Raw genomic sequence first — 13,303 nt, forward strand, 5'->3', positions numbered from 1 at the left:
ACCTCACGAAAGAATACAAAATGCATCAATTTTGGAAAATCCCGTTTGCGGTCTTGGCGTTGCTGGCGTCGACTGCAGGTGCTGCCGCTGCCGCCGATAAATTGCCGGTAGTGGCGAGTTTCAGTATTTTGGGTGATTTGGTTTCGGTGATTGGCGGCGAGCGGGTTGCGGTTTCCACGCTAGTAGGTCCGGACCAGGATGCACACATGTTCTCACCGTCACCGGCGGACGCGAAAAAGGTGGTGCAATCGAAGCTGGTAGTGGTCAATGGCCTGGGTTTCGATCAATGGCTAAACCGTTTGTCGGGCGCTGCCGGCTATACGGGCGCAACGGTGGTGGCTTCCAGCGGCATCAAGGCGCGCGACATGTCCGATGAAGATCATGCCGACAAGATGCATGCCGATCCGCATGCATGGCAAGATCCGACCAATGTCATTACCTATGCGGGAAATATCGCCGCTGCGCTTGGCAAAATCGATCCAGCCGGAGCGCACTACTATCAGGACAATCGTGATCGATATGTGAAATCGCTCAAAGAACTCGACGGCTGGGCTACTCAGCAGTTTGCACAGATCCCGGCGGCCAAGCGCAAAGTCATCACTTCGCACGACGCTTTTGGCTATCTGGGGGCGCGTTACCGGATCACATTCCTGGCTCCGCAAGGAACCTCGACTGAGAGCGAGGCCAGCGCCAAGGATGTTGCCAAACTGATTAGCCAAATTCGGCGCGAGCGGATTAAGTCCGTGCATGTAGAGAACATGAGCAACCCCAAGTTGCTGCAACAACTCAGCCGCGAAGCAGGCGTCACCATGGGCGCCAAGCTCTACGCGGACGCTTTGTCCGGTCCGCAGGACGCTGCGCCCACTTACCTGAAAATGATGCGTTACAACATCGAGCAACTGATGCTGGGACTGAAGTTGAATTGAAGATTGCCTCAGATTTCGAGGTTATCGATCAAGCGTGTGACGCCTATCTTGGCGGCGCACAACGCTACTAACGGCACACCTTCTGCCAGATCGCCGGCAGAGGGCGGTTGGAGGTCGATGCGCTTGCGCACGGCTACGTAATCCGGCTTCCATCCGCGCTTTTCCAGTTGCGCCATCGCGTGCCGCTCCAGTTCGAACATGTCGAGATGGCCGGTCCGGACTTCTTGCGCCACCGCGTTCAAGGTCTGGAACAGGTGCGGCGCTTCGGCCCGCTCGTCGTCTGTTAAATAGCGATTGCGCGATGACAGCGCCAGGCCGTCGTCTGCCCGATAGGTTTCGGCTGCGATGATTTCAGTCGGTAGTGCAAATTGCCTGGACATGTTGCGCACGATCATCAACTGCTGGTAATCCTTCTTGCCGAATACCGCCACCTTGGGTTGCACGCACGAGAATAGTTTCAATACCACCGTGCTCACACCGGTGAAAAAACCGGGGCGAAACTCGCCTTCCAGGATATTGCCCAGATCGTTTGGCGGCTGCACGCGGTATTCCTGCGGTTCCGGGTAGAGGTCTTTTTCGGTTGGTGCGAACAATACGTAGACGCCTTCTTTTTCCAGTTTTTCGACATCGGCCTGGAACGTACGCGGGTACTTGTCAAAATCTTCGTTGGGACCGAACTGCAGGCGGTTGACGAAAATCGATGCCACCACAGGGTCGCCGTGCCGGCGCGCCAGGCGCATTAACGACAGGTGCCCCTCGTGCAGGTTGCCCATCGTGGGAACGAATGCGCTACGCAACTGGCCGCGTAACTGATCGCGCAACTCTTCAATCGATGTGACTATTTTCATGGAATTCTTTCAGGCTTATGTCAAGTGTGCGCCGGCATTTCGGCAAGGACGAATGCATTTTGATAATCAGGTCGGCGCGTAAGCCAGCCGTACGTAAATCGGAGCAAACGGCTCTGCCTGGGTAATTTCTATCAGGGTTTCTTTTGCCAGTTCGAGCAATGCGACGAAATTCACCACTAATACCGGGATTCCGCGCGTGCTATCGAATAGATCCGAAAACTCGACAAATTTGCAGCCTTGCAAGGCACGCAAGATGCCCGACATGTGTTCACGTACCGAGAGTTCTTCGCGGCTGATCTGGTGGTGCTGGACCAGCGTAGCCCGACGTAGCAGGTCGGCCCATGCCGATTCCAGTTCTATGACGCTAATATCGGCCCAGCGCACCACACTTTGATCAACCAGTACTTGTGGCAGCAGGAAATCGCGCCCTAGTTGCGGTAGTGCATTGATCTGCAGCGCAGCCAGCTTCATTTGTTCGTATTCCAGCAGGCGGCGTACCAGTTCGGCGCGCGGATCTGCGGCTTCGTCGCTGCTATCGTTTTTCCTGGCCGGCAGCAACATGCGCGATTTGATCTCGATCAGCATGGCCGCCATCAGCAGGTATTCGGCTGCCAGTTCGAGATTGTGGATGCGCACCTGCTCGACGTATTGCAGGTATTGCCGGGTTACCTGCGCCATCGGGATGTCGAGGATATTGAAGTTTTGCCTGCGAATCAGATATAGCAACAAATCCAGTGGCCCCTCGAACGCTTCCAGGAAGATTTCCAGCGCATCCGGCGGAATGTACAGGTCAGTGGGCATGCGCAACAGCGGCTCGCCATACAATTTGACCAGCGCCGGCGTTTCAACCGGACTATCGCTGGCATTCACGACTGCTTCATCAACTGCGGTTGCGGCGTTTTCCTGCATCGACGGTTGTGCCGGTTGTGCCAGCTGTACCCTGAGTTGCACTTTCTGCAACTGGCGCTCTTAAACTTTGTTTTGGTACACGTAAGCCTGTTGCTTCACCTGCGAATCCTTGTTGCGCTCTTGCGTATTCAGATCAACCGGTTCTCTGTCCCACAGCAGGGCGCGCCCTTCGCGTTGGCTTTTTTCGATGTTTGGATTTTGTTCCTTCAAATTCTTGAGGAACAGGGTTATTTCGGATTCGTAGCGCTGGAATTGTTTGGTGAGTTTCATTATGTTTTTGATTGCCTGGTAAGTTCAAGACATTATTCTACCTTGTCTCATGGCGATTTTAACCAAAGGAAAAAGTAGTTTGTGCAGCGATACACTTGCACAATTCGTTTTAAGCGCGTGCAGATACCGCTGTCAATATACCCCGCAAAATGTCGATTGGTTTTGGCGGGCATCCGGGCACGGTTACATCGACTGGGATTACATTGGAGACGCGCCCGCAACTTGCATAACTTTCGCCAAAAATCCCACCAGTGCAGGCGCATGCTCCAATTGCTACGACAAGTTTTGGATGCGGTATAGCGTCGTAGGCATACTGCAAAGCGGCTTCCATGTTTTTTGTCACCGGGCCGGTGACTAGCAGCATATCGGCATGGCGCGGACTGGCAACGAACTTAATGCCTAGTCCTTCCATGTTGTAGTAAGGGTTGCCCAACGCCTGTATCTCTAGTTCGCAGGCATTGCATGAGCCGGCATCTACTACGCGAATACATAAGGCGCGCCCAAGAGTATGCAGAATTTCCGTTTGAATTTGCCCATGTTCCGTGCGCCAGGCATCATGCGGCTCGGGTGCTGTTTCTGTCGGAATCCCAACATGCACGATTTGTTTAAATAGTTGCCACATCAGAGGTCATGTCCCGAATAGCTGAGGTTGAAGGATTTGTTGATCAGCGGAAAATCCGGAACAATATTGCCCATGATTGCATGTTGCAGAATAGGCCAGTTCTGCCAGGAAGGATCGTGGCAGTGACAACGAAGAATCTTTCCTTGCGCATCATTTTCTAACGCCACAAATACCGCGCCGCGCCAGCCTTCTATCCAGCCTACGCCTAAACCATCGGTACTGGGTTCGGGTAAGGAGACTGTGGTTGGTCCTGGCCGTAATTGATGCGCGATTTCCCGCAACAGACGAATGGATTCGAAAATTTCTTCGAACCGCACAAATACCCGCGCCGCGACATCGCCATTATTGTGCGTCGCCATGCGAACATTGAGTTGCTCATAGGAACTAATGGGTTGATCGGCCCGCACGTCCCATGCCTGCGCGCTGGCCCGTCCGGCCAAACCGCACAAGCCGAGCTCTGCCGCCAGTTTCGGCAACACACGGCCGGCGGTAATAAACCGGTCCTGCAAGCCCGCATGCCCTTCATAGATGCTGCGAAGCGTTTTGACTTCTGCCTCAATGAGTGCACACTGCGTCATCATCAGGTCTATGCCAGAGGCGTCAATATCGATTGCCGTGCCACCGGGGACAATACAATCCATCATGAAACGGTGGCCAAACAGTTGATCATTCAGTCGCACCCAATCTTCTTTCAGCAACATGAACTGCGCTAGTCCCACCGCAAAACCAGCATCATTTCCGATCCCGCCCAAGTCGCCCAAGTGATTGGCGATACGTTCACGTTCCAGCAGCATTGCGCGCAACCATTGCGCGCGCGGCGGTATTTGGCATGCGGTTGCGGCCTCAGCGGCCATGCAATAGGCCCAGGCAAAAGCGACCGTCGAATCTCCAGAGACGCGTCCCGCAAGCTTGTATCCATCAGCGATATGAAGCCGCGTAAAAAGCTTATCGGTACCTTTGTGGGTATAGCCGAATCTTTGTTCCAGACGCAAAACTTTCTCGCCCACTACCGAGAAACGGTAATGCCCAGGCTCGATAATGCCGGCATGAATCGGGCCTACGGCAATTTCGTGTACGCCGTCTCCCGCTACCGATACAAACGGATAGTTTTCCAGCTCGCTGTCAAATTTTTCCAGTCCTGAAACCTGTTGCCGTAGCGGGAAATAGTCTCTAGGCCACCTGCCGTGATTGAGCCAGGGACGCACATCCTCTGCTCTGTTCGCGCCAATGCCCAACAGATCGAAAATTGACCGTTGCATGCGCACTGCAGCGGGGAACACCCCGGACAGGTCCGGATATCCTTCCTGTTCGCTCACCACTAGCCGAAACCAAAGCAATCCCTCTGCCACACAATATGCTGCCGAGATAATGAATTGATCGGTCTCTGGCGTTCTGTGGGTACCCCAAAGAGAGATTAGGCGTCCTCCTTCAGTCTGGATTATTTGCGCAATGCGCACCCAGTCCTGCCTCCCGATCTCGGCAATCCATACCGGCGCGCTTCCCGGCAACGATCTGAGAGGAACCGCATATCTTTCGACCAAGTCATCAGTTTTCATACATTCCCCACGATGATATTGACCGCTTGCCGGAACCACGTATTCAGGTAGGGCGGGATATACAAGCCGAGCATCAGCGCCAGCCCAAGATGCATGAATACAGGTAACAATGCCGGCGAGTGCGCGAGCGGTTTCGCGGTGGTTTCGCCGAATACCATTGACTGCACGCGACTAAAAATCGAGGCGAACGCCACGCCCAGCGACAACAGCAGTATCGGTGTCGCCCAAGGCAAATCACGCATGGCGGTTGTAACGATCAAAAACTCGCTGGCGAATACGCCAAATGGCGGCAAGCCGAGGATCGCCAGCGATCCTATCAGCATGCCCCAGCCCACTGTCGGACTGACTTTTACCAAACCACGGATATCCGCAATAACCTGGGTGCCCGCTTTTTGGCACGCATGTCCCACAGTGAAAAAAATCGCGGATTTCACTAGCGAGTGCACGGTCATGTGCAGCAAGCCGGCATACGTTGCGATTGGCCCGCCGATGCCGAACGCAAAAGTCATCAGCCCCACATGTTCGATTGACGAGTAGGAAAACATGCGTTTGACATCTTTTTGCCGCGACAAGGAAAAGGTCGCCACTACCACCGAGATCAAACCAAAACCGACCAGCAACTTGCCCGGAATGCCATTTTGTAACGCACCGTCTGCGAGAACTTTGAAACGCAGCACCGCATACAGCGCAACATTAAGCAAAAGGCCCGACAGCACCGCAGAAATTGGCGTTGGCCCTTCGGCATGGGCGTCGGGCAACCAGTTATGCAGCGGCACCAGGCCCATCTTGGTGCCGTAGCCGACCAGTAAGAACACAAATGCGAGCGACATAATGGCTGGCTCAAGTTGTGTCTTGATGCCATTCAGGTTGGTCCACAACAGCGCATCACTGTCGCCGCCAAGCTGGCGGTCGGCGGCAAGATACAAAAGTATCGTTCCAAACAGTGCCAGTGCAATACCGACGCCGCACAAAATGAAATATTTCCAGGCCGCTTCCAGGCTGGTTGGAGTGCGATAAACGCTGACCAGCAGAACGGTAGCCAGCGTTGCGCCTTCCATCGCCACCCACAAGATGCCCATATTGTTGGTCAACAGTGCCAGCAACATGGTGAACATGAATAGCTGATACATGCTGTGATACAGACGCATGCGGCTCGACGTCATCTTGCCGTGATCGCGCTCGATGCGCATGTACGGACGGGAAAATAATGCGGTGGTCAAGCCGACAAAGGCTGTCAAAGTGACCAGAAATACATTCAGGGGGTCGACGAAAAATAATTTTCCGAAAGCGAAAATGGGACCGCTAGCGATGATCTTTGCAGTCAATACTACCGCCGCAATGAAAGTGGTCAAGCTGAACCCGACGTTGACTTCAGGTGCTACTTCATGTTGCCCAACCAGGCCCAGCACGATGCCGCCTAGCAGTGGGGTGATGAGAACCAGCAATAATGGATCCATGTCAGTCCTCTTTCAGCTTTTCCAGATTGTGGATATCGAGGTTATCGAACTGCTCGCGGATCTGAAACATGAATATACCGAGTATCAAAATGCCGACCAGAACATCAAGCGCTATTCCGAGTTCGACGATCATCGGCATCCCATTGGTGGCTGCAGTCGCCGCGAAAAACAATCCATTCTCCATGGCGAGAAATCCGATTACCTGCGGCACCGCTCTGGAGCGCGTGATCATCATCATGAAAGCAAGAAGGATACAAGCCAGCGCAATGCCCAGGGTGCCGCGGGCGATGGAGGAAGATAGTTTTGCTACCGGAAGAGCGAGATTGAAGGCGATGATCACCAGCACAATCCCGATCAACATGGTGGCGGGAACATTGATCAACGGTTCCACATCCCATTTGACATTCAAGCGCAGAATTAACTTGTGGAGTATCCAGGGAATCAACACCACTTTAAGCGCAAAGGTCAAGCCGGCAGAAAAATACAGATGGGGGGCATTTGTGACATACGCCACCACCAGAGCGGAAGCCACCAGTGTGGCGCCATGCAAGGTGAACAGGTAAATCAATGAAAGGATTCTGCGTTGGCTGAGCATGGCAAAAGTCAGCAGCAGCAGCGTGGCAGCCAGCAGATTCAATATTTGTATCGTGAAATTTGGCATCATTCTATGCGCCTAAAAGGAAATGCACGAGCATGCCGATGACTGCCAGAAGAAACGCGGTGGTAAGAAATTCAGGGACCCGGAAGATGCGCATCTTGGCGCTACTCATTTCGATCATGGCGAGCAATGCGCCACCAATGGCCAGTTTAATTAACAAAATAGGGAGTGCGGTGAGCAGCGCAAGCGGATGGCTCGCTTCCGCGATACCCCAAGGTATGAATAGTGCAATTCCTATGCAGGAATAGGCAAAAAGTTTCAGGCTGGCAGCCCATTCCATCAGCGCCAGATGGCGTCCTGAGTATTCCAGCAAAAGCGCTTCATGAATCATGGTCAGTTCGAGATGCGTGGTGGGATTATCGACTGGCACGCGGGCATTTTCTGCTAGCGATACCATCGTAAATGCCACCCCGGCAAAGGCCAGGCTGGGGTAGATCGCCAACTCGCGATGCACCAGGCTATCCACCATGCTGGTGAGTAAGGTCGATTGTGTAATCAGGGAAGCGGAAAACAATACCATCAGCAGTGCGGGTTCAGCCAGGAAGCCGACCAGCATTTCCCGCCGCGCACCCATGCTGCCAAAAGCAGTACCGACGTCCATCGCGGCCAGCGACATGAAAACGCGTGCCAGCGCCAGCAGGCCGACTAGCGCAATCGCATCGGCGGCAGGCGATAGCGGCAGATCGGTCGACAGGGTAGGGGTGATTGCACAAGCCAGCGTCAAGCAGCCAAACACGATATAAGGCGCGGTGCGAAACAGCGGACTGGCGTGTTCAGCCAATACGGATTCTTTATGGAATAGCTTGTGCAACATGCGGTATGGCTGAAACAGACTGGGAGCCTTTTTATTCTGCAGCCAGGCTCGACACTGATTGACCCATCCCGTCAACAATGGCGCTGCCGCCAGCGCCAGTATTATTTCCAGTAGTTGTACAAAAGAACCAATGAAAGTGATCATAAATTCACCGCCAGCAACAATATCAAAAGGGTCAGAAAGCTGTAGAGCAGATACACAGCAATCCGCCCTTGCTGCAGCAGGCTGATTACGCGCGCGATGCGATCGGTAATCGCCTCGATCGGACGATACAGCAAGCCCCAGAAAGGATCTTCAATCGTCACCTTGTAGCGGGGCACTTTATCGAAGGCTGAAGGCAGTTCGCGCGTCATCCGGAAAAAAGAGCCGAAAATTTCCCGGATCGGCTGACCAAAGCCTTCTGCGGTGTCTTGCATCCGGGCCGTTTGAAAAGGGAATCCGCAAGCCCATGGAATAGAGCGCCGGAAGCGGCCATGGTACAAACGTCGCACCAGCAGGTAAGCTGCACCGCAGCACGCCATCAATACCAGCACGAATGCCACCGGCATGTAACTGGCCCGATCTGGCGTGACTGGTGTAAGCAGCAGCCAGCCGCTTTGCGTGACGGCCGCACCGATGCCGCCGCCTACAAGCAGGTGCGTGACTTGATCTATCAGCACCACCACCTGCACCGGAAACAAGCCGAAGAATATGCAGGCTGCGACCAACCATGCGAAACCCGCGCGCTCCCAATTATCTGCATCGTGCGCAGCGTATAGTTTTTGCTCGCGCGGCTGACCAAGAAAAATAATGGCGAAAAATTTGACCATCACGTAACCCGCTAACGCGCCAACCAATGCGATGACCGCAGCCACAACAGGGATCAGCATATTCAGGAACGAGTTCGGCAACCCAGGAGTAAATAAGAAGCTTTGCAACAATAGCCATTCGGACACAAACCCACCGAACGGAGGCAGACCGGCAGCCGCCAGTGCGCCCACCAATGCCGCCCATCCGGTCCATGGCATAAAGCGCATCAGTCCGCCCAGATGACCGAGACTGCGCTCCTTAGTCGCATGCAACACGGTGCCGGTACCGAGGAAAAGCAAACTTTTGAACGCGCCATGACTTGCTACATGATAGAGCGCTGCAGTCAGCGACAGCGCGGCCAGGGCCGTCATGTCGTAGGCGCTAAACAGGATCGTCAGACCAATGCCGACAAATATCAATCCGATGTTTTCTATGGAAGAGTAGGCCAGCAGCCGTTTCATGTCAGTTTGGGCCGCACTCAGCACCACGCCGAACAAGGCTGTCGCAAGTCCGATTGCCAGCGTAATTCCGCCCCACCACCAAACCTGGGTATGCAGCAAATCGAACGTTACCCGTAAAACGCCATAGATACCGGTCTTCAGAACGAAGGCGCTCATCAAGGCCGAGATCGGCGATGGTGCCGCCGGGTGGGCTTCCGGAAGCCATATATGTAACGGCAATATGCCAGCCTTGGCGCCAAATCCGAATAGCGCGAGGAAAAAAGCGATCGCGGCCCAGAACATATCCAAATGCTGCAGGCGCATGTTGGCAAATGTGTAGTCGCCGGTATTCGCCTGTAGCAAGCCAAAACACAGCAATAGCGCGAGTGCGCCAACATGGGATATCAGAAAGTAAAGGAAGCCCGCGCGGCGCACTTCAGGCATCCGGTGATTCGCGGTAACCAGCAACGTTGCAGACAAGCTCATGGTTTCCCACGCCACCATAAATACATAGGCATCGTCGGCGATCAACAACAAAGCCATGCTGGCAAGGCAGATGTGATATTCAAGGCATAGCAGCCCCGGCGGGGTTCCTTCGCCTTTACGAAAATAGCCGGCAGAAAAAATGGAAACCCCGGTGGTGACGATGCCAAACACAAACAGGAAATAAGAAGACAGACTGTCGAGTCGCAGGTGAAACGGCAAATCCGGCAAGCCGATGGGCAAGACTGCGGTTTGCGTCGCCCCAAAGGCGCTGACCAGGCCGGTCGTGCCCATGATGATGCCCAGTACTGCACCCAACGGGAACAGCACATACGCAACCAACGCGGTTCTTTTTATGACGAGCAGGCCACAAACGCCAATAACCAGCCACCCTGCGATGACCAGTAGTATGTAGTCAATTGGAATCAAGTTTGGCACCGTCGCCTCTTATAGTTGTTCGCGAGGGTGGAAGTGACGTTAAGACGATTCATCCGGTAGTCCCCCCAGCATTGATCATGCCGGACATGTTTATAGGTTTTTTTGTATTGTGCACCTTGGAGTATGGATGCCTCAAGTTATTCATCAAGCATGCGCGCCTGGAAAGTGCTCAGCGCCTGCCGTACTCAGGACGAATCGGCCGCAAAAATGTGAGCACTAAATACCGCATTTATTGCCCGCGACAGACGCCGAACCCAAGCCAGAGCGGATAGTCGTCTATCAGACTTATGTATAAGAAAACATTGGGAGTATAAGCAAAAACATGGTGACTCCCGCTTATATTCAATGCGTGAAACAAAATACGGTATTGAGTATGTGCTATCGCCTGAGAAATCTGCGCATCACTGTCGGGGCTGGTTCTTCCGGGTTGGCGTGGGTGTGTTCGAGTTCCGGCGCGACTTCGAATCCGAGCGCCGCATAAAAATCCAGCAGACGCGGCTGATCGGCGCGCACTGCAAGTCGCAGTTCGGTGACATCGCAACCGAGTGCATGGTGGATTACCGCTTCGAGCAAATGTAGCGACAGGTTTTGCTCGCGGAAGGCGGGAATAATGCCCATGCGCAGTATTTCCCAGATGTTGTGCTCGGTATCCATCGGCAGCCAGCGCACCGAGCCGACCGTTTGCTGGCCGATTTGCAGGATAAAACCGCCACCGTGGTGCAAGTCCTGTTCGACTCTGGCGGCCGATTCGGTATGGCCGCTGGAGCTTGCCGCCACTTTTTCTGCCCACGCGGCGGTGGTGATCTCCGCGATGGTTTGGGCGTCTTCCAGATTTGCTTCTCGTATGATCATATCTTTGAAAAATCGACAGCTAGAGTAAAAGTCGGTTGGTGAAGAGGCATCATCGATATCGTCCGGTACTGGCCTTAATCCCGTTAGCCGACTCGCATCCCAGGCGTGGCGCCTGGCCACGGGTTGAGGATGTAAATTCCGGGATTGGCTTTTTCATCGGCGGCAGATGCGGCCAGCACCATGCCTTCGGACACGCCAAATTTCATCTTGCGCGGCGCCAGATTTGCCACCAGCACGGTCAGTTTTCCGATCAGTTCTTCCGGCTGGTAAGCCGATTTGATGCCGGAAAACACATTGCGCAAGCGGCCTTCGCCCGCGTCCAAGGTTAAGCGCAGCAGCTTGTCGGAACCTGCGACGTGTTCGCAATTGACGATCATGGCGATGCGCAAGTCGATCTTGGCGAAATCGTCAATTTTAATTTCCGGTGCAAGTGTTTCAATTTCATGATTGGCGGAGCCACCGTTCTCAGCCTCTCCCTCAGGGAGAGGGCCGGGGAGAAGGTGGGTTTCCTTCGCATCGGCCACCTGTTCCGGCATCTCAAACAACGCATCCAGCATTTTTGGATCGACGCGCTGCATCAGGTGTGTATAAGGTTTGATCCGATGTCCATGCAACATCGGCACATTTACGTCGGCCCACTGCAATGGCTGCAGATTGAGCATGGATTCAACCTGCATCACCAATTCAGGCAGAACAGGTTTCAGGTAAATGCTCAAGATGCGGAAGGCTTCCATCAGGCGGCTGCATACTTCGTGCAAGGTGGCACTGTTGGCCGAGTCTTTCGCCAGTTCCCACGGCTTGTTGGCGTCCACATAGGCGTTGACGATGTCGGCCTGGTCCATCACTGCACGCAAAGCCTTGCCAAATTCGCGGCCGTTGAAGAGTGCCTGAATCTCGGTTGCGGCAGTGCGCAGCGTCGACAAGAAAGGGTCAGAGTCCGTCGCCCATTCCATGCTGAGTGTGCCGTCGAATTTTTTGGCGATGAAACCGGCCGCGCGGCTGGCGATATTCACATACTTGCCGATCAAATCCGCATTCACCCGCGCCACGAAATCGTCCGGGTTGAAATCGACGTCTTCCACCTTGGCGTTGAGTTTGGCTGCAATGTAATAGCGCAGCCATTCCGGGTTCATGCCGATGTCGAGGTAGCGCAGCGGCGAAATGCCGGTGCCGCGCGATTTCGACATCTTCTCGCCGGAGACGGTGATGAAGCCGTGCGCGAACACGTTGTTCGGTATTTTTTGGCCGGAAAACTTCAGCATCGCAGGCCAGAACAGCGTGTGAAAGTAGGTGATGTCCTTGCCGATGAAATGGTATTGCTCGGTCGTCGGGTCAGCCATGAAGGCGTCGAAGTCGCGCCCGGTCTTGTCGAAATAGTTCTTCAGCGACGCCAGATAGCCGACCGGCGCATCCAGCCAGACGTAAAAGTATTTCCCCGGCGCATCGGGAATTTCGATGCCGAAGTAAGGCGCATCGCGGCTGATATCCCAGTCGCTCAGTCCGCCGTCATTTTCCAGCCATTCTCTGGCCTTGTTGGCAACTTCCGGTTGCAGGCGCGGTTTGCCATCCATGTTGCCTAACGCCCATTCGCGCAAGAAATCCACACATTGCTGGTCGGACAATTTGAAGAAGAAGTGTTCGGACGATTTCATTACCGGCGTGGCGCCGGTCAGCGTCGAGTACGGATTTTTCAGGTCAGTCGGCGCATAGACCGCGCTGCAGACTTCGCAGGAATCGCCATATTGGTCCTTGGCACCGCATTTCGGGCATTCGCCCTTGATGTAGCGGTCCGGCAGGAACATTTCCTTGACCGGGTCATAGAACTGTTCGATGGTTTTGGTGGTGATGAAGCCGGCGGCCTTGAGTTTGCGGTAGATGTCACGCGATAATGCGTGGTTTTCCGGGCCGTCGGTCGAATGCCAGTTGTCGAACGCGATATGGAAACCGTCCAGATATTGCTTGCGTCCGGCCGCGATGTTGGCGACGAATGCCTGCGGCGTGACGCCGGCCTTTTCGGCCGCGATCATGATCGGTGCGCCGTGCGCGTCGTCCGCGCCGACAAAGTGCACTTCGTGGCCTTGCATGCGCTGAAACCGGACCCAGATGTCGGCCTGGATGTATTCCATGATGTGACCGATATGAAATGCGCCATTGGCGTAAGGCAGGGCAGTAGTAACGAACAGCTTGCGGGTCATAATTGGTGCGCTTTTGATATGAAGTAAGCGCCATTTTAACAGTGCA

The 13,303-nt window shown here is 54.3% G+C and carries 12 protein-coding genes; 1 reads left to right on the plus strand and 11 read right to left on the minus strand.

All coding sequences use genetic code 11. The features are described 5' to 3' along the window. Nucleotides 1-20: 20 nt before the first annotated feature. Complete coding sequence (locus tag KGFNPO_RS06210) at nucleotides 21-926, plus strand: metal ABC transporter substrate-binding protein (RefSeq protein WP_472633637.1); 906 nt, start codon at nucleotides 21-23, stop codon at nucleotides 924-926. Nucleotides 927-934: 8 nt separating this feature from the next. Here KGFNPO_RS06210 and panC read toward each other — a convergent pair whose 3' ends face one another. From panC to metG, 11 genes are all read right to left on the minus strand, one after another. After that, complete coding sequence (gene panC, locus KGFNPO_RS06215; RefSeq protein WP_472633638.1) at nucleotides 935-1,774, minus strand: pantoate--beta-alanine ligase; 840 nt, start codon at nucleotides 1,772-1,774, stop codon at nucleotides 935-937. Between the two features lie 66 nt (nucleotides 1,775-1,840). Then, nucleotides 1,841-2,683, minus strand: coding sequence for a segregation and condensation protein A (locus KGFNPO_RS06220; protein WP_472634402.1), 843 nt, complete (start codon nucleotides 2,681-2,683; stop codon nucleotides 1,841-1,843). Nucleotides 2,684-2,743: 60 nt separating this feature from the next. Further along, nucleotides 2,744-2,953: a DUF3460 family protein gene (locus KGFNPO_RS06225; RefSeq protein ID WP_472633639.1), complete on the minus strand. Its 210-nt coding sequence runs from the start codon at nucleotides 2,951-2,953 to the stop codon at nucleotides 2,744-2,746. Nucleotides 2,954-3,062: 109 nt separating this feature from the next. Further along, nucleotides 3,063-3,575, minus strand: a complete 513-nt coding sequence (locus tag KGFNPO_RS06230; RefSeq protein ID WP_472633640.1) for an NADH-quinone oxidoreductase subunit B family protein — start codon at nucleotides 3,573-3,575, stop codon at nucleotides 3,063-3,065. Continuing rightward, entirely contained in the window at nucleotides 3,575-5,131 is a 1,557-nt protein-coding gene (locus KGFNPO_RS06235; protein ID WP_472633642.1) for a hydrogenase large subunit, read from the minus strand. The genes KGFNPO_RS06230 and KGFNPO_RS06235 overlap by 1 nt, the downstream gene beginning before the upstream one ends. Continuing rightward, nucleotides 5,128-6,588, minus strand: coding sequence for a hydrogenase 4 subunit F (locus KGFNPO_RS06240; RefSeq protein WP_472633644.1), 1,461 nt, complete (start codon nucleotides 6,586-6,588; stop codon nucleotides 5,128-5,130). Before KGFNPO_RS06240 ends, KGFNPO_RS06235 begins: the two co-directional genes overlap by 4 nt. A gap of 1 nt (nucleotide 6,589) precedes the next feature. Then, nucleotides 6,590-7,249, minus strand: a complete 660-nt coding sequence (locus tag KGFNPO_RS06245) for a formate hydrogenlyase (RefSeq protein ID WP_472634403.1) — start codon at nucleotides 7,247-7,249, stop codon at nucleotides 6,590-6,592. Between the two features lie 4 nt (nucleotides 7,250-7,253). After that, complete coding sequence (locus KGFNPO_RS06250; RefSeq protein ID WP_472633645.1) at nucleotides 7,254-8,204, minus strand: respiratory chain complex I subunit 1 family protein; 951 nt, start codon at nucleotides 8,202-8,204, stop codon at nucleotides 7,254-7,256. Beyond that, nucleotides 8,201-10,210, minus strand: a complete 2,010-nt coding sequence (hyfB, locus tag KGFNPO_RS06255; RefSeq protein WP_472633646.1) for a hydrogenase 4 subunit B — start codon at nucleotides 10,208-10,210, stop codon at nucleotides 8,201-8,203. Before hyfB ends, KGFNPO_RS06250 begins: the two co-directional genes overlap by 4 nt. A 378-nt stretch (nucleotides 10,211-10,588) precedes the next feature. After that, nucleotides 10,589-11,062, minus strand: coding sequence for a GNAT family N-acetyltransferase (locus KGFNPO_RS06260; RefSeq protein ID WP_472633648.1), 474 nt, complete (start codon nucleotides 11,060-11,062; stop codon nucleotides 10,589-10,591). An 83-nt stretch (nucleotides 11,063-11,145) separates the two neighbouring features. Further along, nucleotides 11,146-13,257 (minus strand): methionine--tRNA ligase, encoded by a 2,112-nt coding sequence (metG, locus tag KGFNPO_RS06265; RefSeq protein WP_472633650.1) that lies wholly within the window; start codon nucleotides 13,255-13,257, stop codon nucleotides 11,146-11,148. Nucleotides 13,258-13,303 lie beyond the last annotated feature (46 nt).

This window comes from Gelidimonas diazotrophica (assembly GCF_055694025.1).

Bases quoted from the DNA above. Each gene is read 5' to 3' on its own strand.
- KGFNPO_RS06210 (WP_472633637.1), top strand. From the start codon at position 21: ATGCATCAATTTTGGAAAATCCCGTTTGCGGTCTTGGCGTTGCTGGCG.
- panC (WP_472633638.1), bottom strand. From the start codon at position 1,774: ATGAAAATAGTCACATCGATTGAAGAGTTGCGCGATCAGTTACGCGGC.
- KGFNPO_RS06220 (WP_472634402.1), bottom strand. From the start codon at position 2,683: ATGCAGGAAAACGCCGCAACCGCAGTTGATGAAGCAGTCGTGAATGCC.
- KGFNPO_RS06225 (WP_472633639.1), bottom strand. From the start codon at position 2,953: ATGAAACTCACCAAACAATTCCAGCGCTACGAATCCGAAATAACCCTG.
- KGFNPO_RS06230 (WP_472633640.1), bottom strand. From the start codon at position 3,575: ATGTGGCAACTATTTAAACAAATCGTGCATGTTGGGATTCCGACAGAA.
- KGFNPO_RS06235 (WP_472633642.1), bottom strand. From the start codon at position 5,131: ATGAAAACTGATGACTTGGTCGAAAGATATGCGGTTCCTCTCAGATCG.
- KGFNPO_RS06240 (WP_472633644.1), bottom strand. From the start codon at position 6,588: ATGGATCCATTATTGCTGGTTCTCATCACCCCACTGCTAGGCGGCATC.
- KGFNPO_RS06245 (WP_472634403.1), bottom strand. From the start codon at position 7,249: ATGCCAAATTTCACGATACAAATATTGAATCTGCTGGCTGCCACGCTG.
- KGFNPO_RS06250 (WP_472633645.1), bottom strand. From the start codon at position 8,204: ATGATCACTTTCATTGGTTCTTTTGTACAACTACTGGAAATAATACTG.
- KGFNPO_RS06260 (WP_472633648.1), bottom strand. From the start codon at position 11,062: ATGATCATACGAGAAGCAAATCTGGAAGACGCCCAAACCATCGCGGAG.
- metG (WP_472633650.1), bottom strand. From the start codon at position 13,257: ATGACCCGCAAGCTGTTCGTTACTACTGCCCTGCCTTACGCCAATGGC.